Origin of the sequence: Polaribacter sp. R77954 (assembly GCF_044595335.1) — a bacterium.
Taxonomy (GTDB): Bacteria; Bacteroidota; Bacteroidia; order Flavobacteriales; family Flavobacteriaceae; genus Polaribacter.
Map to the genome: position 1 here is coordinate 1,602,977 of NZ_CP138992.1, position 26,481 is coordinate 1,629,457.

General features: G+C 29.3%; 26 protein-coding genes. 5 read left to right on the forward strand and 21 right to left on the reverse strand.

Features of this window, described 5'->3' with window-relative positions; genetic code table 11:
* Positions 1-74: 74 nt before the first annotated feature.
* From SJY27_RS06950 to SJY27_RS07000, 11 genes are all read right to left on the reverse strand, one after another.
* Entirely contained in the window at positions 75-689 is a 615-nt protein-coding gene (locus SJY27_RS06950) for a phosphoadenosine phosphosulfate reductase family protein (protein ID WP_397447537.1), read from the reverse strand.
* Positions 689-952, reverse strand: coding sequence for a DUF2061 domain-containing protein (locus tag SJY27_RS06955; protein WP_397447538.1), 264 nt, complete (start codon positions 950-952; stop codon positions 689-691). The genes SJY27_RS06950 and SJY27_RS06955 overlap by 1 nt, the downstream gene beginning before the upstream one ends.
* A gap of 217 nt (positions 953-1,169) precedes the next feature.
* Entirely contained in the window at positions 1,170-2,387 is a 1,218-nt protein-coding gene (locus SJY27_RS06960) for an acyloxyacyl hydrolase (RefSeq protein ID WP_397447539.1), read from the reverse strand.
* 20 nt (positions 2,388-2,407) lie between these two features.
* Complete coding sequence (locus SJY27_RS06965; RefSeq protein WP_397447540.1) at positions 2,408-2,836, reverse strand: RrF2 family transcriptional regulator; 429 nt, start codon at positions 2,834-2,836, stop codon at positions 2,408-2,410.
* Between the two features lie 411 nt (positions 2,837-3,247).
* A complete protein-coding gene (locus tag SJY27_RS06970) occupies positions 3,248-3,727 on the reverse strand; it encodes a thioredoxin family protein (RefSeq protein ID WP_397447541.1) in 480 nt (159 codons plus the stop codon).
* 95 nt (positions 3,728-3,822) lie between these two features.
* Positions 3,823-4,689, reverse strand: a complete 867-nt coding sequence (locus SJY27_RS06975) for a CPBP family intramembrane glutamic endopeptidase (RefSeq protein WP_397447542.1) — start codon at positions 4,687-4,689, stop codon at positions 3,823-3,825.
* An 84-nt stretch (positions 4,690-4,773) separates the two neighbouring features.
* Positions 4,774-5,508: an NAD(P)-dependent oxidoreductase gene (locus SJY27_RS06980; protein ID WP_397447543.1), complete on the reverse strand. Its 735-nt coding sequence runs from the start codon at positions 5,506-5,508 to the stop codon at positions 4,774-4,776.
* 1 nt (position 5,509) lies between these two features.
* On the reverse strand, positions 5,510-6,541 hold the full coding sequence (locus tag SJY27_RS06985) for a serine hydrolase domain-containing protein (protein WP_397447544.1): 1,032 nt from the start codon (positions 6,539-6,541) through the stop codon (positions 5,510-5,512).
* A 91-nt stretch (positions 6,542-6,632) separates the two neighbouring features.
* Complete coding sequence (locus tag SJY27_RS06990; protein ID WP_397447545.1) at positions 6,633-7,340, reverse strand: hypothetical protein; 708 nt, start codon at positions 7,338-7,340, stop codon at positions 6,633-6,635.
* 20 nt (positions 7,341-7,360) lie between these two features.
* Positions 7,361-8,467 carry an acyltransferase family protein gene (locus SJY27_RS06995; protein WP_397447546.1) on the reverse strand — a complete coding sequence of 369 codons (1,107 nt, stop codon included), beginning with the start codon at positions 8,465-8,467 and terminating at the stop codon, positions 7,361-7,363.
* Between the two features lie 12 nt (positions 8,468-8,479).
* The gene (locus SJY27_RS07000) at positions 8,480-9,070 is read right to left on the reverse strand and encodes an ankyrin repeat domain-containing protein (protein ID WP_397447547.1); all 591 of its coding nucleotides are present in this window, start codon (positions 9,068-9,070) and stop codon (positions 8,480-8,482) included.
* 234 nt (positions 9,071-9,304) lie between these two features.
* On the opposite strand from SJY27_RS07000, the gene SJY27_RS07005 reads away from it, so the two are divergent.
* The gene (locus tag SJY27_RS07005; RefSeq protein ID WP_397447548.1) at positions 9,305-11,434 is read left to right on the forward strand and encodes a helix-turn-helix domain-containing protein; all 2,130 of its coding nucleotides are present in this window, start codon (positions 9,305-9,307) and stop codon (positions 11,432-11,434) included.
* A 15-nt stretch (positions 11,435-11,449) separates the two neighbouring features.
* On the opposite strand, the gene SJY27_RS07010 is transcribed toward SJY27_RS07005, so the two are convergent.
* The 3 genes from SJY27_RS07010 to SJY27_RS07020 all read right to left on the reverse strand — a co-directional run bounded on the left by SJY27_RS07010 (position 11,450) and on the right by SJY27_RS07020 (position 16,376).
* On the reverse strand, positions 11,450-11,968 hold the full coding sequence (locus SJY27_RS07010; protein ID WP_397447549.1) for a hypothetical protein: 519 nt from the start codon (positions 11,966-11,968) through the stop codon (positions 11,450-11,452).
* 221 nt (positions 11,969-12,189) lie between these two features.
* Positions 12,190-15,486 (reverse strand): M1 family aminopeptidase, encoded by a 3,297-nt coding sequence (locus SJY27_RS07015; protein WP_397447550.1) that lies wholly within the window; start codon positions 15,484-15,486, stop codon positions 12,190-12,192.
* Between the two features lie 2 nt (positions 15,487-15,488).
* Positions 15,489-16,376, reverse strand: a complete 888-nt coding sequence (locus SJY27_RS07020; RefSeq protein ID WP_397447551.1) for an ABC transporter ATP-binding protein — start codon at positions 16,374-16,376, stop codon at positions 15,489-15,491.
* A gap of 218 nt (positions 16,377-16,594) precedes the next feature.
* Between SJY27_RS07020 and SJY27_RS07025 the strand changes: the two genes are divergently transcribed.
* Together SJY27_RS07025 and SJY27_RS07030 are read left to right on the forward strand one after the other, a co-directional pair.
* A complete protein-coding gene (locus tag SJY27_RS07025) occupies positions 16,595-17,380 on the forward strand; it encodes a sensor histidine kinase (protein WP_397447552.1) in 786 nt (261 codons plus the stop codon).
* Positions 17,380-18,078: a LytR/AlgR family response regulator transcription factor gene (locus SJY27_RS07030; protein WP_397447553.1), complete on the forward strand. Its 699-nt coding sequence runs from the start codon at positions 17,380-17,382 to the stop codon at positions 18,076-18,078. The genes SJY27_RS07025 and SJY27_RS07030 overlap by 1 nt, the downstream gene beginning before the upstream one ends.
* A gap of 44 nt (positions 18,079-18,122) precedes the next feature.
* Here SJY27_RS07030 and SJY27_RS07035 read toward each other — a convergent pair whose 3' ends face one another.
* The 4 genes from SJY27_RS07035 to SJY27_RS07050 all read right to left on the reverse strand — a co-directional run bounded on the left by SJY27_RS07035 (position 18,123) and on the right by SJY27_RS07050 (position 20,808).
* Positions 18,123-18,323 carry a zinc ribbon domain-containing protein gene (locus SJY27_RS07035; RefSeq protein WP_223445429.1) on the reverse strand — a complete coding sequence of 67 codons (201 nt, stop codon included), beginning with the start codon at positions 18,321-18,323 and terminating at the stop codon, positions 18,123-18,125.
* Between the two features lie 65 nt (positions 18,324-18,388).
* Positions 18,389-18,964: a helix-turn-helix domain-containing protein gene (locus tag SJY27_RS07040; RefSeq protein WP_397447554.1), complete on the reverse strand. Its 576-nt coding sequence runs from the start codon at positions 18,962-18,964 to the stop codon at positions 18,389-18,391.
* Between the two features lie 28 nt (positions 18,965-18,992).
* Positions 18,993-19,427 (reverse strand): hypothetical protein, encoded by a 435-nt coding sequence (locus tag SJY27_RS07045; protein ID WP_397447555.1) that lies wholly within the window; start codon positions 19,425-19,427, stop codon positions 18,993-18,995.
* A 1-nt stretch (position 19,428) separates the two neighbouring features.
* A complete protein-coding gene (locus SJY27_RS07050) occupies positions 19,429-20,808 on the reverse strand; it encodes a serine hydrolase (RefSeq protein WP_397447556.1) in 1,380 nt (459 codons plus the stop codon).
* 423 nt (positions 20,809-21,231) lie between these two features.
* On the opposite strand from SJY27_RS07050, the gene SJY27_RS07055 reads away from it, so the two are divergent.
* Both SJY27_RS07055 and SJY27_RS07060 read left to right on the forward strand, forming a co-directional pair.
* Positions 21,232-21,489, forward strand: a complete 258-nt coding sequence (locus SJY27_RS07055) for a LytTR family transcriptional regulator DNA-binding domain-containing protein (protein ID WP_397447906.1) — start codon at positions 21,232-21,234, stop codon at positions 21,487-21,489.
* A 65-nt stretch (positions 21,490-21,554) separates the two neighbouring features.
* Entirely contained in the window at positions 21,555-22,667 is a 1,113-nt protein-coding gene (locus tag SJY27_RS07060) for an adenylate/guanylate cyclase domain-containing protein (protein WP_397447557.1), read from the forward strand.
* 136 nt (positions 22,668-22,803) lie between these two features.
* On the opposite strand, the gene SJY27_RS07065 is transcribed toward SJY27_RS07060, so the two are convergent.
* The 3 genes from SJY27_RS07065 to SJY27_RS07075 form a co-directional block, all read right to left on the reverse strand.
* Complete coding sequence (locus tag SJY27_RS07065; RefSeq protein ID WP_397447558.1) at positions 22,804-23,487, reverse strand: GPP34 family phosphoprotein; 684 nt, start codon at positions 23,485-23,487, stop codon at positions 22,804-22,806.
* 102 nt (positions 23,488-23,589) lie between these two features.
* Entirely contained in the window at positions 23,590-25,815 is a 2,226-nt protein-coding gene (locus tag SJY27_RS07070; RefSeq protein ID WP_397447559.1) for a CocE/NonD family hydrolase, read from the reverse strand.
* Between the two features lie 30 nt (positions 25,816-25,845).
* Complete coding sequence (locus SJY27_RS07075; RefSeq protein ID WP_397447560.1) at positions 25,846-26,469, reverse strand: hypothetical protein; 624 nt, start codon at positions 26,467-26,469, stop codon at positions 25,846-25,848.
* Positions 26,470-26,481 lie beyond the last annotated feature (12 nt).

Here is a 26,481-nt window from a genome sequence, read left to right on the forward strand (position 1 = left end):
AGCCTTCCCAAAGGGAAGGAACTCTTACTCGGGTTTGTAAGTGTTTTTATATTTTTAGCTTCAAACTGTTTTTCTTAAATATGCAAACCACATTCGCGGTTACTTTCTACTTTTGTGGGATCGAAATAGGTGAACTCGTTTGGTAATCCTTTTTCTTCTAAATAAGCATCTAATTGCTCATCTGACCAATTGTAAAACGGACTTACTTTTATGATACCATCTTTACTTTGAGAAACTACATCAATACTATTTCTAAAAGCAGTTTGCCCTTTTCTTAAGTTGGTAAACCAAACATCTGGTTGATGTTCTTGCATCGCCCTAGAAAACGGTTCTAACTTTACTTGTTCAGTAAAAATTGCGTGCTTTGAATCTTCTATAGATGGCACTCCTAAAACCACATTTCGGTGTGCAACTGTTTGTTTTGGAGTATATAAATGAATGTTTAAATCTAACTTTTGAATGATTTCTTCAGCGTGTTTGTAGGTTTGCACTGTATTATAACCAGTATCGCACCAAATTACTTTAATATCTTTTTTTACCTCAGTAACCGCATTTAAAATAGCGACTTCATAAGGCCTGAAATTGGTTGTAATTACTGCATTTTTTGCATAAACAATTGCCCAAGCAATAATTTCTGCTGGACTTTTATCTTTTAATTCTTTATTGATTTGTTCTAAATTCAAACTCATTATTTTCCCCATTTTATTTTATTCCAAATTCTTTCGTGAAAGAAATACAAAATCAACTTTGTTAAAAAATCTACTGACGCTATTGACGCTGCCAAGGTAATTTTACCAGTAAGTATATAAGAGACAATTAAAGTATCTAAAGTGCCAACAACTCGCCAACTTAATGCCTTTACAATACTTCTTACCGGTTTTTCAGAAACTAAATCTTCTTCAAAACTTTGTTTTGTTATTTTTTTACTAAAAATCATTTGATCTGCAATCATACAAATTATGCACTTTTATTATCCTACTTAACTAGTAGAGTAAGCAAACTTACATCATATTTCTGTATTGAAGTCGTAAAAGTTTGATAAAATTACCAAAACCCTATAGATTTAGTAGATTAATAACAAAATAGAGCTAATTTTGAGAATTTGAAATTACTAAAAGCTTTTCGTTGAAAAATTCAATCTTAAATAATCGAGCAATTGTTCGCGAAAATTAAAAGGTTTTCCCTAAAGTAAGTTGTAAAGGAATGGCAACACCATCATTTCTAGTAAAAATATTACCATTAGAATAGTGCATTATGCGTAATTCTATATTGTATTTTCGTTTATCGCCAAAGAAAATTCCAAAACCCATTGTATCTTGATAGGTGATTTTAGGACCAGATTCAAAACCATCAATATCTGCCTTAGAAATGTATGCAGGGCCAATTATAGAGTAATTTGCATAAAAATCGAACTCTTTTTTTCTCATCAAATAAAAACGTAATGTAGGGAAAATAGAAAATGCAAACACATCTGTTTTGCCTTTTCTAGATTGAAAATAGGTAGCGCTTACGCCCCAATCTAAAGAAAAAATCTTTTCTGACCTATAAATTAGCCTTTGATACGTTAAAGATAGTGCGTGTTGTGCTTTTACCTCGCCAACCCAAAAAATCGGAATTCCGAAACTATCAAAATTACCAACTGGCAAACTCATTCCAAAAAACTGATTGAATCCAAAACCAATTTCTCCTGTTCCATAACTGACTTGAAAGATATTCTTTGGAAAAAAGTAATCGTTTGTTGCATATTCAGTTGCAGTTTTATCATCAACTTGTTGCAAATGATATTCGAAACCTAATGAAGCTTGAGAAATAGATGGCTGATTGTGTTTTGTTGATTTGGGTAAAAATGTTCCGTTTGCAGACAATCTCCACTTGTCTGACAATCGATATTGTACACCAAAACCATAAATTAAACTTGCATAATGAGCATCATCATAAATTACTTTATCATTGATAGAAAAACCAAACCTGGTTAAGTTTGCGATACCAGCTTCCGCATAAAAGGATGTTTTTTCTTGAAGTTTGAAATCTTTTTTTACTGATAATGACCAAGCATTGATCCACACACTTCTTTCGTAACCGATATTATTTACATTATCATATTTAAACCAAGAAGCGGGTCTCATAGTACCAAATTGTACAGATACATCTTCGCTTAATTTATGACCTAAAAGTAGTCTACCAGAAAACCAATTTCTACTAAAGGTTTCTGTTTGATAACCGTCAATTAAATTATCATTTGAAAACGGATAAAAAATGCCTCCAAAATTAAGACTATAGTAAGAATTTGCTAAAAAGTTGGTAAACTTGGTTTTTTGCTGTTTTTTTTGACTAAAAAAATCCGAAGAAAAGAAAAGCACTGCAATTAATACGAATAGTTTTTTCATAACGAAATGAGATTTGTTTTCTATTCTTTTTGGTTTTCAGTTAAGGTTAAGTCAGCCAAAGTAGTATTTCTAAATATTTGCAAAGTATTGTCTCTTACTTGAATCATTAATTTATGAACGGCACACGCATTTTCATCTGGGCAATCTTCACACTTTTCGTAAAAATTTAAACTTACACAAGGCACCATAGAAATTGGACCTTCTAGAATTCGGTAAATTGTGGTCATTAAAATTTCGTTGGGTTCTTTGAGAAGATAATATCCCCCACCTTTGCCTTTTTTAGAACCTAATAATCCGTTTTTTCGAAGCGTTAACAAAATACTTTCTAAAAACTTTAAGGAAATATTTTCGTTTTTAGAAATCGTAGCAATAGCAACAGGCATTTTACATTCCTGTTTTGCTAAATAAGTAAGTGCCTTAATTCCGTATTTTGTTTTTTTAGAAAGCATTAGGCTAATATAAATAATTTATTAGCAAAAAAATGAAATTATTATCATAGAACAACTATATGACATTTGGTATTACTGATTTTTACAAAAAAATACACCATACTAATTCATACTGTTGATGATTCTTATACTTAAAATACAAAAAAACGAAAACGATAAAACAGGAGGTATATAAATAATTATTTAACTAAAAGCGAACTAAAAATAAATTAGTTTAAAAAGAAGAAGAATCTGGTTTTAGGGACTTTATTCTTGTAGCAAATTAGTTCACCTAAAATACAAATCCACATTCAATTATTTTGATATTAGAAATATAATAATGCTGCTGAATCTTTTAGATCATAATTACAACTGCAATAAACAAAGAATGGTTAGTATCCTAAACATTTAAATATTAAATATTTACCTAAATTATTTTTGCTTTTCAAGCATTTCAAGTAATTTTGATTTACCCACTTTTCCAACAGCATAATCCATTACTTTTCCTTGAGGGTTCATAAAAATTGTTGTTGGTGTAGCACTAATATTGCATTGCTTTACTAGTTTTTCAGATTTTGGATCATCAATATTAATTTCTACTGATATAACATTTGTATCTATAGCTTTCTTGACTTCATTATCTGCAAAAACTTCACGTTTCATTATTTTACAAGGAGAGCACCATGTTCCTGTAAAGAATATCATAGTGTTTTTGTCTGATTTGACAGCGAGCTTTTGAGCGGATTCAATGTTATCTATCCAACTAATATCATTTGAAGGTGTATAAAATGAGTACCAAGCATACCCTAGAGAAACTACAAGAAAAGTGAGCCAAAAAAATTGCCAAAATGGATGTGATTTACGTTTAACAACCTTAGGTACATTGTTTGATGTGTTTTCTGAGTGATTCATTTGTTTGTATTTTTAATGTGATATTTGTTTTTTTACAGATTAATACTTTGGAAAATTAAAATCACCAAGCCGTAAAACCTAAGAGGTAAGTTGATTTATAATTGTTCCTTCAATCCTTTTTTCCAAAAGTAAATTCCAAAAATGCAGGTAACAATTGCAAACATAATTCCGTTTTCACCAAGCCAATGTTGGGTTCCTTCAATTTCTGTTGTTAACGGAGGTAATATTTTCTGAATATATACATTGCTCACAGCATGAAAAACTACAGCTGGCCATAAGCTTTTCGATTTAAAAGTAAAGTATGTCATAATAAATGACATAGAAACAATTACGATAGTGAAGGTTGTAAATTCTAATAAAACATTGTTACTATAGTAAACTAGCAATGGCCAATGCCAAAAAGACCATATTAATCCGCTAAAAATTGATACACCAGTAAATGAAAGAACCTTTCTTAATTCATAGATAAAAAATCCTCGCCAGCCAATTTCTTCCCCTAATGTTGTTGCAGAGGCTCTAATAACCTCTATAGTTGCTAACAACATAATAGCTATTATAGTTATTGATGTTGGGTTTAAAGTGCCTATGCCAAATAAGCCAAGTTCTTTTCCCCATTCTGTAATTGCTTCGCTATTGGCTAAATTTCCAAAACCGAAAATCCATATAAATATATAGGTGATGATGCTATATAAAGCTGGAATGAAATAAGACCATCTAATATATTTCCAATTTCCCCAATTCCAATGAAGCGAAGAAACCTTACGACCTTTTATTTTTAAGGTAATAAATGCAGCAATTGCAGGACACCACATTATTGCTCCAACATATATTCGTGATGGATATAAATTAACTATGGCATAATGAAAAGGTGAAGTAAGAAGAATAACGGTTGCTAGAAATAAAAATATTGTTTTCCAAGTTTTTTTTCTTTCTATGGATCTTTCTTGAATTTCTGTTTTCATATTTAAAGGTTTTGAGAATGATCAATAAATCTATTCGACATCAATTTGTTTCGTTTTTCAATTCAACTATTCTTAACCATTTTTTTATTTTGTGAGCGATGATGTATTATAAATTACTGGCATTTGTCCTCTCCAGTTATTCCAAAATGTATCATTACTCACTAAACTTGCCATAAAATGCCCAACATTTATTCTACTTGTTTGTCCTGAATTGAAAATAGCACTTCTAATTGGCGAAGGATAAATTTCATATTCAGATACTTTATCTTCATTAATTAAATTATCTGGTCTAACAGCTACCCATTCTATGGATTTGTTATTTTGCCCAATTTGAGTTCGTAAATAATCTGCGGCTTTTTCATTATCTACATGAGGAGGTAATATTAAACGCAGCAATCCAATTACTAATTTTTGAGCAAATGAAATCGGTTCATTTATATCTCGATTACGATTTCCTGTTGTATTCATTAATATAAATTTTACGGACTGTTTTGAATTATTTTTCTTAATTGCATTACATAATCTTTGAGTTGCTTCTGTAACCAGTTTACGAGGTTGTCCATAAACTCCTTTCCATGTTAAATTATGTCCCAAACAAGAGACAACAGCATCACAATTTTGAGTGTAATTTTTTAATTCTTCATCACTTAATTCTAAAATACTTGCAGATATTATTTGAATATTTACGTTGTTTTTCCAAGAGTTTGGCAATTTTTCTGGTGATCTTACCATCACTCTAACCCTATAATCTTTTTGTACAAGTTGTTCAACCAACTTACTACCAGTGGCTCCGCTTGCGCCTGCAACTAATACTGTCATTCTATTTTTGCTTTTTTACTATTTTATAAATTCTTTTATTGATAATTTCTGATAAGTTCCAATTATAGAGTTTAGGGTCAGTGGTATTATAGAATGTTACAATTACAGCATCAATATCTTTATAATATTTTGCGAAACTTTGATAACCAGGAACCCAACCAGAATGTTCGTATTCATAAATAGAGGAATAGATTTCTTGCTCACCTTCATCAAATAAAGACCCATTATTTAAGGCTCTAAGAAAAACACCCACATCTTCTGCTGTGGCATGCATTCCATAATCGTTTGTTTTTATATCATGAGCGTATCCAATATGGTATCCACTCATCACACGATCTAAATTCACTTCTTTGAGAGAACTAAACGTATTTTTAAGACTTAAAGGATTCAAAATTTCTTTTTTAATGAATTGAAAATTGTTAAAACCTAATTCGTTATCCATTATTTTATTGATCAATAAATAATTTGTATTACAATATTCGTAGTCTTCACCAGGTTCAAAATTGGCAGGTTTACCTTTTATTAAAGCAAGATTTTCTTCGTAAGTTCTTATTGGATTCTCCCAAAATTTTGGAGTGTCTGTAAAATTGGGAATACCACTTTTATGCTGAATCATCAATCTTAACGTAATTTTATCTGCATTCTCGATTTCTCCTGTAAGTTCTGGTAAGTAATCAGCTAAAGTTTTATCCAAAGAAAGACGTCCCTGACTTACCAATTTAGTAACAGCAACTGCATCATACAATTTGCTAATACTAGCAATTTTATATAAAGCATCCGTTTTTGCAGGAATTTTAGATTCTCGATTATGCCAACCTGAAGCAAAACTTTGAGGGTTTTGACCTGCTTTATCAATGTAAACAATCATTCCTTCAAAATCATAATTAAGAGCTTCGTCTAACTGTTCTTGAATTGTATCAGGAAGAGGTTTTCCCCAAGCTTTTACTAAAGTCCAAGGCACAAAGGTTAACGAAAATAAGCTGGCAAGAATAAATAGTACTTTAAGCATCTTTTTTGTTTTTTTTGGTTTCATAATTATGATTGTTTTTTAGACTGTTATGGTTTTAATGCATGACAAACATAACTCAAAATTAAAATCATTAATCAATCTATAATCAACATCTTTAATTTAAATTTTGTAATTGAGCAAATGTGTCTTTCAATTTTTTTAATGATTCAATTGCCTTGGTATAAGCTTCTCTATTTTGTGCAAGCGTAGTCATTCTGGTTAAAACCATATTTTCAAAATAAATGTCTTTTTCGTAAGAGTCTGAAGAAATCCCCATATTTCTAAATTTAACGTTTCTCATCAAAAAATTCTCATAATAAGCCTCAATTGCCTGTTGTTCTGAAGATTCAAGTTTTTCTATAGGATTAAATGTTTCGTATGTTTCAGAGATGGCATTTCGTAAGTTTAAATTGTCAAATAAATTTAAATCACCAGAAAATTTTAAATTCTCATAGGTTATCATTACTGGATAAAACTTTTTGGACATAATTAAATAGAATGATTTTGTAGATAATCTAGGGTTATCATAATCTTTAAATAATAAAATTTTAAAGACTGTGTCTAACTCTTTTAGCATTAGATTCGCTTCATTATCTAGAATAGTTAATTTTTTTAAATTACGATCTGCTTCATCATGTAGCTGAATAATATATGAATTACGTAACTCTAATTTCTTTTTACTGTTTGTATTTTCGTTAATTGCCAAGGCAATAAGAATTCCTACAATAACCAAAATAATTTCTCCAGCTGCATAGGCTAAGTAAGCTCCAAATTTGTTATTCGTGAGCATTTTTAGTCTGTTTCTTCTAAATAATTTTGTCATAGGTTCTAAATTAAATTGGATTATAAAGTTTCAGGTTTAACATTCGATATTTTCGACTCTTGCTTTACCACTTTTTTAAAATTCCATTTTAATCCAAATAAGGGTCTTAAAAATGCAACTCTTTTCAGGATGAACTCATAGATTAGAAAACAAACTATAAAAGTAAAGATTGTAATTCCGATAAATTGTAACATAGGATGCAGCTTTAAAGGCAGAATTAGTAATGCACCTGCATATAAGACAAACATGTGAATGATATACACAGGATAAACAGCTGTACTCAAATAGCTTAATAATGCACTTGGTTTATTTAGGTAACAATATCCGATACCAAAAACACCTAGTATCCAAGAAATAGATTCTAAAGAAGTAAGGTACATATTTGATATTGACTCAAATCCTGTAAAACGAATTATGAAAAGAATAGTAGCTAAACCAATATATAACCATTTCCATTTTGACACTGTTTTCCAGAACGAACTTCCTGTAAACACGAAAAGATATCCAAAAAAGAATGCTAGAAACCCTATAAAAAACCCATGCCAATTTTGTGCATACATTTCAAATAATTGAGGTTTTACCAAACCTACTTCTAACATAAAGAAAATAGAAATAGAAATTGGACCCATTGCATAACTCATCATTTTAGAAATTACTTTCTTAAATTTTCCACTATCATTTTTCTTTAAATAGAAAAATAAGGGTGATAACAAACACACATATACAAAAATGTTACCTAAGAACCACAAATGTCCACTGTCTGCAAAGTAGCTTAAAAGCATATTATAGTGCTCCTGAAAAATATACATATGCAAAGGCGTAATCGCAAAATAACCGAAAACAAAAGGCAATAGAATTCTTTTACCTCTTTCTAGTAACAATTGTTTCCAATTTCTTTTTTTCATTGCAAAATATAGTCCCATTCCTGATACAAAAAATAACAGCGGAATTCTCCAAACATTTAACATCGTCATTGGTTTCCAAAGTCCTTCTAAAGCTTCTTCACTTTTTATAAAACCTATAAATAATGCCCAAGGTTGAAAAATGATGGCTATGTGGTAAATTAATAATAAACCTATGGCTATTACTCTAAGCCAATCAATATCATATCTTCTTTGTGTTGTCATCTTATATTGGGTTTATTGTAACATCATGGCTACAATAGGACGTGCTTTTTGCAATTCATCAAGATCTAATGTAAAACCCATTGGTTTTAATTGCTGAATTAGCATTTCGTAAATAGGTTTCATTTGAGCAAAATCTGTCATCACGATTTCTCTAGGTGTAGCTCCAAAATTATTACGAACAGTTTTATCTGTTTTGGCATCAATTAATAGTTGTACAATTTCAATTCGTCCAAAAAATGCTGCAGTATGCAAAGCTGTGCCTCCATCATTATTTTTTATCGTTAAATCTGCGTTAGCATTAATCAAAGCTTTTGCGATTTCGGGTTTGTTAAATGTAGCAGCAGACATTAAAGGCGTAGAACCAGACATTGCTTCTTTTTGGTTGATATCAGTTCCAGATGTAATATGTTGTTTTACTGCTTCTAGATTTCCTGTAAGTACAGCAGCATGAATATCTATACTTGGTTTGCTTACACTTTTTGTTGTTTCAGTATTTTTTGATGAGTTTGCTTTTTTATCAGATTGTGCACAAGAAGTTAACAACAGTGTTAAGAATACTATTTGTAGCGTTATTCTGATTAAAATAATTTGAAGTGTTTTCATAATTTAAATTTGTAATGATTAATAACTTTATTTTTGTTGATACAAAGATGCAACAAGAACAAAGCTTGCTGATAACCCTTATGTAGCCTTGAGTATAAAGTTTGATGACAGGTTAAAAATTATGACGCAGCAATATAAATTATGACGCAAAGGGCTTTTTTTAATGCAGATTTTTAAAATATATCCATTTTGTTTTAAAATAAAAATTGATACATTTGATGTAGCACAAACAATATGTCTAATAGCTCTTACAAAGGAAAATTTATTGAACAAGCTGAATCGTTTATTTTAGAGAATATCTCTAATGAACAATTTGGAGTTTCTGAATTGGCAAATTTGATGAGTATGAGTCGTTCAAACTTGCTTAGAAAAATAAAAAAGCAGACTGAACTCAGTGCAAGCCAATTTATTCGTCAAATACGCCTTGAAAAAGGAATGAAATTATTAAAAGAAACAGAACTCACTGTTTCTGAAATTTCTTATCAAGTTGGCTTTAGTAACAATTCTTATTTTACAAAATGTTTTAGAGAACATTATGGTTTTTCTCCTGGAGAATCCAGAAAAGAAATTATTGAAGAACCAAAAATTGAAGAACCAGAAATTGAAAACCCAGAAATAGAACTTGAGCATATTGAAGTTATAAATGAGATTAAAAATAGCGAAATAAGTTTTTTAAGTAAATATAAATTACAGTTCTTTTTAGCAACTGTCTTTATTATTGTAGTTGGGGTATTTGTTTTTTATCAAAATCAATCTTCTGACAATGTTTTAAAGGTTAAAGATCTTAAAAAATCTATAGCTGTTTTGCCTTTTAAAAATATGAGTTCTGATTCTACAAATTTGTATTTTGTAAATGGCCTTATGGAATCTGCGCTTAATAATTTGCAAAAGATAGAAGATTTAAGAGTAATTAGTAGAACATCAGTAGAAAAATACAGAAATACGAATAAAACCGTAAAAGAAATTGCTGAGGAATTAAATGTTGGATATTTATTAGAAGGAAGTGGACAACGTATTGACAATCAAGTATTATTAAATATCCAATTAATTGATGCGTCTAAAGACACACCTATTTGGACACAACAATACAACAATAAAGTGGTAGATGTATTTTCGTTACAAAATACAGTTGCCAAAAAAATTGCAGAAGCTATAAAAGCAAAAGTAACTCCAGCAGAATTGCAACAAATAAATAAAAAACCAACAGAAAATATATTGGCTTATGATTATTATTTAAAAGGATTAGAAAATCAAAATGAGCGAAGTGAAGCAGGATTAAATAAGGCCATACTGAATTTTGAAAAAGCGATAGAAGAAGATTCAAAATACGCAAATGCTCATGCTCAGATTGCAATTTGTTACTATTACTTAGATGTCAATAAAATTGAAAAGAAATATTTAGACAAATTAAATGAATATGCAGACAATTCCTTGTTGTATGACTCTACCTCTGAATTGTCTCTGATTGCAAAAGCGCTATATTATATAAATGCAAACGAATTTAGGTTAGCAATACCTTACCTTGAAAAAGCACTAGATTACAACCCAAATGCTTCTTCTGTGGTACTAATTTTATCTGATATCTATGCTAGAGTTGTTCCAGATACAAATAAGTATCTTACGTATGCATTAAAAGGAATAAAATTGAATGTAGAAGCTAACGATAGTATTTCTAAAAGCTTTATCTATCTAAACCTGAGTAATGCATTAGTGCAAAATGGGTTTGCTAAAGAAGCTTTAAAATACATTGAAGAATCTTTAAAATATAATCCTGAAAATCAATATTCTTCTTACTTAAAAAATTTTATAGATTATGCTAATCACAAAGATTTAAATTCCTTGAGAAAAAAAATGCTTATTGAGTGGCGAAAAGATACAACTCGCGCAGATATCACTCAAGAATTAGCCAAAACGTATTATTTTCAGGAGGATTATGAAAATGCATTGGTTTATTACGAGAAATATATTAACATACTTTCTACTAATAAAATAGACCTGTATCCTGCAGAGAACATAAAAATTGCCTACACCTATAAAAAATTAGGATTTTCTGATAAAGCTGAAAAATACTTTAATAAATATAAAGACTACTTAGAAAAAGATGAGTCAATTTACAGAGAGGCAAGTTTAGCTATGCTTTATCTTTATGAAAGTAAACCTGATAAAGCTATAGATGCTTACGATAAATTTAGTTTACAAGATGGTTTCCAATATTGGATTTTATTGTTTCTTGAAGAAGATCCATTAGTTAAATCTCTTTCTACTCACCCTAAATATGATGAAGTTTTTCAAAAGATAAAAGATAGATTTTGGGAAAATCATAACCGTTTAAAAAAATCTTTAAAAGAACAAGAACTCATATAACTTATATGATTCAAATTATAGGTTACTATAATATATTAAAACAAGTAAGGTTCCATAAAACAAACTTAAATTTAAAACTACAAAAAGAAAACGCTTTAATCTACTCAATTCAAATACTTTAGAGTTCCATATTAAAATCAATAAATGAAATGGAATAAAGAAAAATCTTGCCATATCAGTATTCTCAAATACTAAACTCAAAACAATTGAAATGGGAACAAATAGAATTGTCCATAAACTTACATTGTAAATATTTAAAATTAAATGCTCAAAAATATTTTTCTTGAACTTTATGTAAACTAAAGCACTAAAAAGTGTTAGCAATACAATATTCAAAGCTAAAATAGCAAGATGTGAAGAAATATTAACTGTTAATGACAGCCCCAAAAAATTATTAAAAAAAAAGTAATTTATTAATAGCGATAAAGAGGCTATTGTAAAGAATTGAAAAGGTGTAAAATAATATTTTCTAAATCCGTTCCAATAGTTGGAAACTATTGTTTTGGGATTGGTCAGTGCAATTTTTATATTCATAAAAATAGACTTTTCTAATGAAAAAAAACTTTCAAATAAACCCCATAAAATTGTGATACTGGTAACTCTACTATCTTTAAAGTATTGACCACAATTTGAGCAATATTTTTCTCTTATTTCATTTGAGCAAACTGAGCATTCCATATTCAATTGTTTTTAATTTGACTGAAATTATTGAGGTTATTCTGTTTTTGGAATAACCTCAATAGTATAAATGGTTTTTACAAATCCAGTTCTAAAGGTTTAACTTTTTCAAATAAATCAGTAACTATATGCTGCTGAGAAACTGGTGTAACCTCTCTGAAGTACCCAAGTAAGGCTTGAGTTGTTGCATATCGATCAGTCTGCATTTTTAGTTTTCCATTTATTGTATTCCAATCTTCTAGAAAGCGTTTAAGTGCTTTATTGACATTCTCCTCTCCTATCCTTTTTTGAAGTTCGTACATATTGATTGCTCCTTTTGCATAATAGACATAATCTTGATTTTCTACCAGAGCAAGAGAGGGTTCTTCTTTACTTTCTTTTTGTAAACCTTCTTTATATTTATCCATTTGAAGCGCTAAAAACTGTTGCACTTTTTCTTCTGAATACTGTTGCTTTAAAACCATTATTGCTGCATATTGTGATAAGGTTTCTAATACCATCAATTGTCCTTGCACATTAGCAGCTTCCACTTGCATTCCAAACCATTGATGAGCTACTTCATGCGCAGTTACATAAAAAGCCATATCAACGTCTTTTTCGTCATCTATATCTAACACAAACCCAATAGATTCTGAAAACGGAATCGTTCCAGGAAAAGATTGTGCAAAAGTTGCATACCGTGGAAACTCCATAATACGTAGTTGTTGGTATTGATAAGGACTGAAATTTGTACTATAATAATCTAATGAAGCTTTCATAGACCTCATCATTTTATCAATGTTATACTCATGTCCTTTTTGATAATAAATTTCAAGGTCAACAGGCTCAGTAATCACCTTATTGTTTGTCATCCATTTGTCTTTTTTAATTTCATAATCTGCAGAAACTATGGCGTAAAAATTAATAATTGGTGTAGTTGTTTTATAATGAAAATAATTACGATTATTATCTGTCCATTTTCTCAATAAATCTCCAGGAACCAAGGCTGTTTGATCTTTGGATGTACCAATAATCATTTCAAAATGAATCCCATCAGAATCACCACCAGATCTCGCATTCACTAATTCTTTAGGGTCATCTATGTTCGCTTTTTTAAATCTCTTTGATAAGTTATGATCTCTTCGTTCATCTTCATCTTGAAGTTCATATTTTTTATTGTAACCCAATGTTGGAAACTGTTCGTTATTGAAAAATGTACCATTGTAAACAATATTGCTATTAGAATTTCCTTGCTCAAAACCTTTGGTTGTAAAACTTTGCTTAAAATACATTTTTACAGAATCACCAGGTTGTAAAGCGTTCTTCAGGTTGAAAATTGAATAATCAAACTTTTTATATTGATTATTCCTCGTAAAACCACCTTCGAAAGAGATACTGTCTATAGTAACATTCTCTTCCAAAAGTTTTTGAATATGAATGGATTTTATGTTTTCAACTGATGTGTTTTTTAACATATAATAGCCTTCTACTGTGTAATCTCGTTTAGAAGGATACAGCTCTAATCGTAAGTTTACGTCTACTATTTTTGGTTGCGCTATATATTCAAATTGTTTCAATTCTTTTTCATACGCTACTCTGAATTCAGTAGCTTCAGAATTGCTCCAATATTCATTTAAAATATTTGTATTGTAAAATATAAACCCTCCAATAATAATAAAAGCAAAAAGTATAATGTCTGTAAATTTTATAAGTGGTTTGCTGAACTTATACTTAGCAATTTTTATTCGTTTTAATAAATTTGTTTCATTTCCTCTAACAGAAATTAAAGACCCTATTATTAACAATAGAATTCCGAAAAGAAACCAATACAATTTGATGATTAAATAGGGTTGTAAAAAATGCCCATAACCATTCATATCTGAATAAGCGCCTAAGGAACTTCCTCCAAAAAAATGTAAATCATGATCAAACCCTAATACAGCAATAGCTACATTAACAATACTAAATACAATCACCAAAATGATACCTACAAACTTATTATTTACTAAAGATTGAATAAAAAATGCTAAGCAAGTAAAAATGGATAATACTGGTAAAATTTCTAAAAAGAATCCATTAAAATAGACTTGGAATTCATAGTTATAATAACCACTTAGCGTTTGGAATACTATCCCAGAACTAATTAGAGCAACAATTAATACTATATAAATTAAGTTTAATCCAATAAATTTTCCAGCTAATCTTACAAAACTTGACATGGGTGTAGCATCATAAATTAAATTCAGCTTTGCACCTCTTTCTTTCCATACTAATTCTCCTGAATAAAAAACAAGAATGATGATAAAGAAAAAATAAGACGTTTCCCGAAGTTCCTCCACTATAAAATAGGTTGCAGGATAACTATCAACGCCATATACAGTTCCAAGATTTACAGAATTCACTAAGATGATAATCATTCCGCAAATAACAATTCCCCAAAATGATGGCTGCTTACAAATACTAATAAAATAAAACCATGAAAACTCTTTTAATTGTGTCCATTTAGATTGCAAACCATATTGTTTTTTAGCTTTAGGGATTTCTATATCACTGTTTACATTGGCACTTTTAGTTCTTAATTTTAGAATTTGCTTTCGCTTTAATTTCTTTTCTTTAACCAGATTAAAATTGAACTTTTTATACCCATAGATTAATGCGATTACTCCTAAAAAAAACCAAAATAATTTATTATATAACAATGCACCAGTAAAAGGAAGTTCTTGAGTGCTCTTTTCTAAGACCGACCAAGATTTTGTAATATAGCTTGTTGTTGTTAATGAAAATGGATCAAAAATAGCTTGCCAAAAATCATTGGTAATTGCTTTGGTTAACAAAAACACTACAAACAAAATAACACCCTGAGTATATACAACTATTAAATTTCTAGTTAAAGCTCCTGTTACAAAAAACAATGCTGCACCAAAAAACAACGTTGGTAACGTTACCATTAGAAAGGTTTTTATGTAAACAAATGCATTAAAAGCCAATTGCTCATCTGGACTAATCCAAGGCATAAATTCACCCAACATCATACCCAAAATAATTCCTGTAAATACAAACAGTAAAACAGTAAATGCGCCTAAAAACCGACCCATTAAATAATCTCTTTTTTTGATAGGTGTAGAAAATAGTAATGACTCTATCTCGTACTCAAAATCTCTAAGTACAGAAACTCCCATAATCATTGAGGCTAAAATCATAAAGAAACCAGTTATAGCTCCCATAGTTTTCGCTATTACTATGGGTGAATTTCTTTTCATTAGCCCCATTTCTGAACCTTGAAAAATAAAATCTACACCAACAATTGAAAACAGAAATATAAATAAGAAGAACACATAGGTGTCTGGTCGTTTAATTCGATATTGAATTTCGAACTTGAAAATTTCATACCACATAATTATATAGATTTAGCGTTCGTAACATTGAAAATTTCTGAGAAATACACATCCTCTAATTCTGCATTAATGGCTGTAAAACCATCACCAGGATTATTATCAGTTACAATATGAATGGTGGGTTTTCCTAGAAATAATCGTTCACTTATCACCTGAAAGTTTTCTTTATATAGATTTAATTCTGATTTTTCGATTGTTTTTTGATACACTTTACCTTTTAAACTTTCTAAAATCTCAAGAGGCTTTCCTTTTAAACAAACTTGCCCTTTATTGATAATTGCCATATTTGTACACAACTCCTTAACATCATCTACAATGTGAGTTGATAAAATAACCACTGTTTTTTCACCTAACTCACTTAATAAATTGTAAAAACGGTTTCTTTCTACAGGATCTAATCCTGCAGTTGGCTCATCAACAATTAATAGTTTAGGGTTGTTTACTAGAGCTTGTGCAATTCCAAAACGCTGTTTCATTCCACCAGAAAATCCTTTTAAATTTTGTTTTCTGACATCATATAAATTGGTTTTATGTAAAAGTGCTTTTACCAATTCTTGACGTTCCTTTTTATTGATGACACCTTTTAATACTGCAAAATGATTTAGTAATACTTCTGCAGATATTTTTGGATACAAGCCAAATTGTTGAGGCAAATACCCTAAAACTTGTCTTAACTCATTTTTTTGTTGTAGAACATCTATATCACCTAATTTTATGGAACCTTGATCTGCTTCTTGTAAAGTTGCAATGGTTCTCATTAATGTAGATTTTCCTGCTCCATTTGGTCCTAATAAACCAAACATTCCAGTAGGAATATCTAAAGAAATATTTTGAAGTGCTTTAACTCCATTAGCATACGTTTTTGATAGATTGTCAATAACAAGTTCCATAGTATTTGTGTTTTTAATTAATTCGATACGCAAACCTATCTACTATTGTTATTAAGAAAAAGAATCTGGGATACACTCCAAACTAGCTGTGACACAAACACTTTTAGAGGATATAAACGAACTTTATCACTATTAAATAACTATTTATCACTACTTAACTATTGTTTATCAACTAATTTGTTGGAGGAATTTTATTTAAGTAATATTGACGGATGAAGATGAAAATATCAGAAAATAGAAAGAAAATTATGAAGCGATTATTTAAATTAACGCTTGTAATTATAGGTATCATTATTATTGTATTTAATGACACCTTTGGTAAATTAGAAGGATTTGCAGAATTTATTGCATTCTACTTTATTATCGTATTTATAACGATTGCCTATTGGATTTTTAAACAAATAAAATCCATATTTAAGTTAAGGAACGAAAAAGAAAAAACAGAACTACTACATTTAAAAAGTCAGGTAAATCCTCACTTTTTCTTCAATACACTCAATAATTTATATGGAATGATGGAGAAGAATTCCAAAGAGAGAGAAATGGTTCTTAAACTTTCTGATATGATGCGTTATAGTATTTATGAAGGCGAAAAAGATTGGGTAACTCTTAAAAACGAATTGGATTATTTACAAAATTATATTGAGCTTCAGGAAATTCGTTATCACAAAAAATCGGATGTACAATTCAATCATACTATCGAAAATCCTGATGCTAAAGTGATGCCATTACTTTTTATCATTCTACTAGAAAACGCATTTAAACACGGTTTGGAAAATTTGGAAAAAGATGCATTCATTTATATTGATTTTACAGAGAGCAATAATGAAGTTCAATTAGTCATTGAAAATAATTTTGATTTGCAACAAACAAAGAATCAAGAAGGCATTGGTTTAAAAAATCTAAAACGAAGATTAGAATTAGTTTACCCAAAAAGGCATTCACTTTCTTTTGACATTAACAATACTATTTATAAAGTTACACTATCTTTAACCTTGACATGATGAAATATTTAATTATTGATGATGAACATATTGCCCATAAAATTATTATGGAATATTGTGAAATGCTTCCTCATATGCAATTGCAGAAAAACTGTTATAGTGCTTTAGAAGCTTTGGAATATTTGAACACGCATCAAGTTGATTTGATCTTTTTAGATTTAAATATGCCTAAACTAAAAGGTTTTGATTTTTTAAAGACATTGACAAATCCTCCAAAAGTTATTGTAACTACTGCTTATAGTGAGTTTGCCATTGATGGTTATGAGTTAAACATTGTAGATTATTTATTAAAACCATTTCGTTTTGAGCGATTTTTGAGTGCTGTTAATAAAGTAACATCTTCTGACACTAATAAAATAAGAAAAGAAAGTAAAGAGGTTGTAAAGCCTAAAGGACAACATATCTTTTTAAAACAAAATAATAGTCATATTCAGGTAGATGTAGACGATATTCTATTTATTGAAGCTTCTGGTAATTATACTAAAGTTGTTACAAGCAATGAAACCATAAGCATTCGAGAAAAAATATCGGATACCATCCAATTGCTTTCTGACAATGATTTCATGCAAGTTCATAAATCATTTGCCGTTGCAAAAAAACACATCGCTAGGGTAGAAGGTAATAGAATTTTTATTGGCGATCACATTGTACCTATTGGTAAGCTATATAAAACAAATATTAATCAACTTTTTAAATAATCTTTAAGATTCATTTAAAAAATTTGTGCTTCAGTAAAACTATTTCAATTCGTGAAAAAATCGAAAATATTACTCAAAGCACCTGTTTTTGCTTTAAAGAATTCAGTATAAGTACATTTTTTACAAGTCACTGACGTAAATTTTTTATTTTGTACATCAAATATTTTCGACAACGTACCACCTGTGGCTCTCATTTCTCCAATTTCATAAGTGGCATTATCACACTTCGGACATTTGTATTTCATAGTTTTATATTTTTTGAGTTGATACTATATGGCTGTAAAATATTAACGCTATTATTCATTGCCTTTTATTTTAAAAACTTAAATCGAGGTCTATATATCACCTCTTTTTCATTGTTTATTCTAAGTGTGTTGATCAATATTAAAATTAAATTGGCGACATACAAAAAGCCAATAACTATAAAAAATGTACTTAACGTTATTTGGTCTGTGAGTCCAATTTTTGATATGATGAAAAATACTAGAGGGATAAAAAATAACAGTAAGGTCCACGTGATTTCGAAATTGATTAAATCTTTACCCAGCTTATCACTGTTTTTTATCTTACCTTTTTTTGATGTCCAAAGTATAAATGGAATTAAAATTCCTAATAATGGAAAAAACAGAAATGTTAACGCAGATAAATTGAGATATATTAAATATTTTTTATCTTCTTTTACTGACCAATCTATCAATTCATCTGGAATCACATTTAAGGCATTAGCTAAACGTTTTAACGACTCACCTGTTGGGTTAGATTCCCCCTTTTCTATTCTTTGTATCGTTCTTAAACTCAATCCAGATTCTTCAGCCAGAAATTCTTGAGACATTCCTCTTTGGTTTCTTAATTCTTTTACTCTTAAAGCTAAATAATTTTTATCCATTTTATAAAGATTTATTTTGAGTGATTGTTTATCTGTATCTCATTATTGCTATCGTTATTGTGCCTAACAAAAATGCAGGAATCAACTGAACTAATGAACCATAAATTACATGATTCAATAAGGCATCACCAAAACTATCATAATACAGTCCATAATGGGTGCCAATTTCCCACTTTGTATCTATCCACCAAAGTATAGCTACTGGAATTCTAGAAATTGGAGAAAAAATAATCAAACTTAATAAAATGATTTGATAAGGTTTTTTCTCGTTAAACGTTTTAATACCTAAATATATGGCAAATCCTAAGGTAAGCCAAAGTAAACCAATTATAAAAATGGCATTCTCTGGTAATCCTATCAATTCTAAAGTATATCTTATTGGTGATAGAAATAATGATATTATTACAGGTACTTTTGCAAAATGTATCGCCTGTTGCAAAGTAGTTTTTTCGTTATTTTCCATATTAATTCTTTTTAGCAGTGATTTTACGACCAGATTGATTCATAGTTAAACTAATAACATTCCCCTTTTCATTTGTATTAAACGTGATTTCTGCATCTACAATTTTTACAAAAAAATGATTTTGAGTTTCAGCAAATAATTCAACCTTTTTAGTTTGACCTGGAGCTAATAAGTATAATTGATTTGTGTTATCCAATCCTATAGTAAGGTTTACATTTGGTTTAACCTCATAAGTACCTGTATAGTCACTTAATATTTCTGAAGGTACATCAATTGATTTTCTCTCAGGTTGATTATTCTCAACCTCTGTTATTTTATTATCGGGTAGATTTACAAATAATTCAGCAACTTGTTTCGCCACGTTATTTACATTCTTACAATTACAGTTGGTTAATGCAGTTATATACAGTTTCTCTTTAGGTAAAAACAGCGCAATACCGGTAAACCCCTTCGTGCTTCCTGTGTGTGCAATTACAGGAGAATTTCCCAGTTTTGAAAATCGAAAACCATATCCATAAGGTACTCTTTTTCCACTGTTTAATAAGGTTGGTGTCATAGCTTGTTTTATACTAGAAGCTTTTAAAAGTGTGTTTGAAAGTAATGCATTTTGCCATTTTAAAAGGTCCTCTGTGGTAGATAAAATAGCTCCTGCGGAATACGCTAAAGACAAATTTATATAATCTGATTTTACAAAATCATTTTGTTCAATGATATAACCCTTAGTAAGGTTGGGAATAACTTGTTTCATATCTCCACAGGATGAATTCTTCATTCCTATTTTATCAAAAATATTTTGTTCTATAAAATCACTGTAAGGTTGTCCAGAAACGATTTCAATAATTCGCCCTAGTAAAATATAGCCTGCATTACTGTATTTAAAACGCTCTCCTGGTTTGAATTCTAAAGGTTCATCTTTAAAATATGCAATAAGTTCTGTAGGTGACATATTAGTTTTAGAAATAAAACCCTTGTCACCAACAGGTGTTCTGTTTTTTATTCCCGAAGTATGGTTTAATAGATGATGAATGGTAATGTCTTTTCCAATTTCAGCATATTCAGGAATGTATTTTCCAATTTTATCCTCAACACTTAACTTACCTTGTTCTTCTAGCATTAAAATAGAAATCGCAGTAAATTGTTTTGTTATAGAGCCAATTTGAAAGACACTATTAGTTTCTAAAGGAGTGTTTAATTCTAAATTAGATTTTCCAAAAGCTTTACTATAAATGGCTTTTCTATCTTTGGCTACTAAAACTGAAATTCCTGGTTCTTTAGAACTGTAAGTTGATGAAACTACAGCATCAATTTTAGATTGATAGCTTTGGCTAAACCCAATATATGTAATAAAAAAGAAAAGGATCCTTGTAAAATAATTGTTCATGTGTTTGTATTAAATATTTCGTTTACAAAATTAAATACAATACCCATAGACACTAGCGCCAAACTTATGACATCTTTATGACATCTGTGGTAATTACCTGAAATAATAGTACATATGGACTTTATTTTAATGAGTAAGTAGAGTTTTTATAGTTTTTAAAGAGAGTTCCATATAGGTAAAGAAATACTACTGTTTCCTGTAAAAGTTATTGTAACTACTGCTTATAGTGAGTTTGTCATTGATGGTTATGAATTAAATATTGTCGATTATTTATTAGAACCATTTCGTTTTGAGCGCTTTTTAAAAGCCGTTAATAAAGTTGTTGATTCAAATAAAAAGGTAAAGAAACCAATACTTGAAGCAAGTGAAACTTTACCAAAACGTATTTTTATTCGTCAGAATAAATCTCATATTCAATTAGAAATCGATACAATTTTGTATATCGAAGCTTCTGGAAATTACACAAAAATTATTACTAAAACTGAAACCATTACGATTAGGGATAAAATATCTGATATTTTAGAATCATTACCAACAAATGGTTTTATACAAGTGCATAAATCGTTTGCTGTTGCTATACAATATATCAATAAGATTAATGGAAATCGAATACATATTCAAGATCATATCATTCCCATTGGTAAATTATATAAAGCCAATCTTCTTAAGATTTTGAATTAGGAAAATATCTACCTACAAAATACAACAATCCTTTTATTACATTTGTAATAAACAATTCTAACTCTATGCCATTTTTATCTCCAAAAAGAAAAAGAGATTTCTTTAAAATACTCCCTTTTGGGATTATATGGTTAGTGTTGGGTTGGATTTTTTTATGGATAGAATATGCATCTCTTGTTGAGTTTGAGTTTCAGAATATACCTACAACAGGATTTTTTTTAACACCAAAAATTTTTCTTTTTGCTAGTGTAAGCGTATTTTTTATTGGGTGTTTGGTTGGGTTTTTAGAAGTACGTTATTTAAATAAATATTTTACATCTAGAAGTTTTCCAGCTAAGTTGGTTGGTAAATTTGTTATGTACACTCTTTTTTTGCTCATAGTAATGTTTATTTTTTACCAATTAGCAGCAAGTATAGAAATGCAAAAACCTTTATTTAGTAAAGAAGTTTTTGAAAGATATAAACTTTTCTTTTTTAGTATTACCAACATAAGTGCAAGTATTCAGTTAGGTTTTTCATTATTACTTTCTTTGTTGTATGCAGAGGTAAGAGATAACTTAGGGCAAAATGTTTTATTGAATTTTTTTACTGGTAAATACCATAAGCCTATTGTAGAAAACAGAATTTTTATGTTTACAGATATGAAAGATTCTACAGCTATAGCAGAAAAACTTGGAAATATAGCATACTTTAAATTTTTAAGATCCTACTACAATGATTTGTCTTCTGCAATTTTAAACCATAATGGAGAAGTGTACCAATACATAGGTGATGAAATTGTAATTTCGTGGCAAAGTAACAGATATAAAAGTGTTCAAGATAGCATTAATTGTTTTTTTTCAATGCAAAAAGGGTTATTAGAAAAAAAGCCAAAATACATTAAAGAATATGGTTTATTTCCAAAGTTTAAAGGGGCAATTCATAAAGGAGAAGTAACAGTTGGAGAAATTGGAGCGCTAAAAAAAGAAATATTTTTTACAGGTGATGTATTAAACACAACAGCTCGTATTCAAAACTTATGTTCAAAATTTAATGTAGATTTACTAGTTTCAGAAATAGTAATTACTACTTTAAGTAATAAAGATGATTTTATACTCAAGCATATTGATGCTGTAAATTTAAAAGGAAAAACAAGTTCTGTTAATATTATAGGTGTAACTAAAAAAGTTATCAATTAAATCGATAAAAGTCTTGTTTTTTCTAGTATTCAATGATACTTTACACTATTTTTAAAAAAATCAGTACTAAAAAACACTGGTTTTTTATTTTTTTAGATGATTATTATTGTCGGTAAAATAATTTAAGTTTTAAATACTAACTAGCTGCTGTGGTTGCTGCTACTGATGCAGAAATCATAACCACAATCATGGCTGTAATTTGTGTATGAATTTCTTTAATAGTAGTACTTAACATATTGTTTTCAGTATCAGAAATAATAGCTTTAATATTCTTTTTACACTTCTTGTAACGTTCTTTTCCATAAACAATTCTATCCATATTACAAGTATTTATTAGACTTACTAGCATTAGTTCCTCTAGAGTAGGTTTTTTATGAAGTTCTATGATTTCATATAATCTTTTTCGTAAAGTATTTTCTGGTTTTGAATTTACGGTTGGGAATTTGTCATTATTAAATACCCATAAAAATTTCTGCTCTCTTTTTACTAAAATTCCCTTTCTAATTAATTTATCTAACGTTTCTTTTTTAATTTCTCTCTCTTTGTTTCCAAATTTTTGAATCCAATATTTTAGAGAACGTTCTCTGTTTGAGTTTTTGATTAGATCTACATATTTGTTAAGAAAAACATCATCAATTCTTTTGAAGTTATTTACAACTACTTTTTTGTTAACTATAGAGATACATTCTTTTAATGAAAGTTCTAAAAATATTGCTCCAGAAGGCCCATAGGTTAATGCAAAAGGGCCTGAATTAAATTTTCCTTTTTCATCATCTAATGCTAGTAGTAAGAATTTATCTATCAAATTTAAATCAGTCATAACGTAAGTTGTTTACTATATTAGTAGTCAGAATTTGAAAATTGTTACACCTAAACCTTTTTTTTAAATTACGACTTCTGTTTTTATTACAGGAATAATTCTTTATTCAGTCTTGGAATTCCAAATAGGTAAACTAATAGAACTATTTCCTGTAAAAGTGATGTTCAAAGGAATTTCAGCATCTTTAATATTCTCTTTATTTACATCCTTTCCAGTACCATAATTTATTTGAGCATTGTTGTTTTTGTTGACATTAACCACAACAACTATTCTGCTTCCTTTCTCTAATTTTTTACTGATGAGTTTCGAATTATTGAAAGATACTTGATTCTTTTGACTTGGTATCAATAAATTTCTCTGTTCTCTATCTTTAGCATAACTCGCTCTACCAATATAATAGCTTAAATGAAAGTATTTATTTTCTGGTGTTAATTGATAAAGAATTACGGAATAATCAACATCTTTTTTATTGATTGAAAATTCAAGATTCCCTAAAAATGAACCATTGATGATAACATCTTCTTTTAAGGTTTCAGATTTAAAAATTAAACCATCTTTTACATTAATTTGATCACGTTCTAGAGGCCATGGATAATAGTCTGTGTTATTCATAGTTTTTCTGTCTTTAAAATCTACAGACATGGAAATCTCTGAACTATTTAATTTTGGTTTTAATGCATAAAAATCATTACCTTTTTCTGAACTTAAATGAAACTGCAAAGTGTCATTTGTCATAGCATTTAAACTAGGTTTATGCATCCAAGTATTGGTGCCCATGACTTGAAAATTGACTTTATCTTTCAAAATACTAGGTTTTTCTTTTCCTTTTAAAATATAATCAAACCATTGATACAGAATACCTTCTTCAATATTCAGTAAAGCAACTTTGTCTAGTTTGTAATTTCTTAGACTTTCTTCTGGCTTAGTTTGCGCAGTCCAGTGATCATAAGGACCAACTAATAGATAATGATTTGGATTTTTAACGTATTTGTGATGCTCGTTAAAATAATACATGGCTCCTCTTTGTGAGTCATCATAATAACCCGTAATTGTTAAAATGGGAATATCAATTTTAGCAAATTCATCTTTGTAGGGAATCATTTTTTTCCAATACTCATCATAACTTGGATGTTGTATATACGAATTCCATAATTTGTTTACTTGACCATCTAAACTGTCTAATTTAGTGAATGCAACTCCAGTTTTATACCAGGTATTTTTTAGAGAGTTCCATCGATTAAAATCATTAGATGCTTCAAAATCTAAAAATTTATTATTGGTTACATAGAAATTCCAAGAGTATGAATAATTATGCAACACATTATTTTCCATTGGATAATCAATTCCTGGGGCAATAGCCACCATTGGCACAATGGTTTTTAATGCAGGATGCACTTTATGCTTCATAGAAGCCCATTGTGTAAAACCATTGTAACTACCTCCAAACATGGCTACTTTTTGATTAGACCAAGCCTGTTTGCTAATCCAATCGATGACTTCATATACATCTGAATGTTCGTATTCAAGTGGTTTTACATCACTTTTACTCCATCTTTTTCCTCTAGTATTCGCAATAACTCCAATATATCCTTTAGATGCAGATAACATCGCACTAACTTCATTTGTTCCTGCATATATAGATGAAACTAGTATCGCCGATTTTTTAGTTGTTGATTTTCCTTTTCGATTTACAACTACTATTGAAACCTCTGCACCATCCTTCATAGGGATTACAATACTATCGTTTATAGCATACCTACGTTTATGATCTTGTTTTATTGCTGCAAAATAAATTGCTCTCGTTGATGAAAATACGGTACTTAAAAAATATTTTTTTACTAAATCTATAGCTGTTTCTTGTGATATTTTTTCTGATTTAATATTGTTATACGTATTTTTAAAATTGCTCACATAATAATCAGTAGGGTCTCTAATGATTAAGGCTTTATCTAAATTAATCACTTGGATGTCATCAGAATTCTTCACATATTTTCTATATGATTTTTTAAAAGCCTCTTCAAAGTTTTGAGAAAACTTAGCTTCCACATAATGCCTGTATACATCTAAATACTGTCTTTGATTTGCTGGTGTTTCTTGAATTCTGTTTTTGATGGTAATTAATGCCTCTTTATAATTACCTCTTATTAATTGAAACTTAAACACATCTAATTCAGACAGGGTTTCTGTATCACAAAATTCTGCTATCTGTTTCATTTGTTGCGCAATAGCAACTGAATCTGATAAGTTTAATTTTTTGAATGATATCTCTTGACCAAATGAAGTAATACTATTTGCGATAAGAAATAATATTAGAACTGATTTTTTCATTGGTTTTATTTTAAAAAGTGAAAACAAATCTTATTGTTTCGTATTTGGGTTTGTATATTCAATTAACTCTTCATTGTATACAAAGTCATCTTGAGTTTGTGTCAACTTGATAAAATTTTTCACTTTTGGTGCATACAGCCATCCTTCATCTGTTCTGGCACTATATCCTCTGGAATTGGATATTGTTCCTTTATACTCAATGGTATAAGCCATATATGTTCCTGCTCCTACTTTTTCTTCTTTGTAAGATAAAACTTCTACATCTTGACTTTGTTTTCCTGTGGTTCCGTCTTGACTTGTCCAGTTCTTTTCGTATTTCCACTTTTTACCAACTTTTAAAGGCCATTTATATCTTGGAGTTTCACTTTCATCAGGCTTTACTACATCTGAAACTGGAACTGTATCATTTCCTATTGTCAACCCTAAACCATAAGGCATTTTAACTGTTTTTCTTACATCTTTGCCATCTGAACGCACTTCCCCTTTATCTGTAACTCCCTTGTATTTCCAAACCCATTTTTCACCAACTGAATAGTCTTTTAGAGTTGGTTGTTTTGCTTCAGTTACTGACTCTTTATCACAAGCATATAATCCAATAAATACGATTAAGTATAAAAATTTAAGTGTGATTTGTTTTTTTCTAAGGTTATTCATGATGTACTTTTT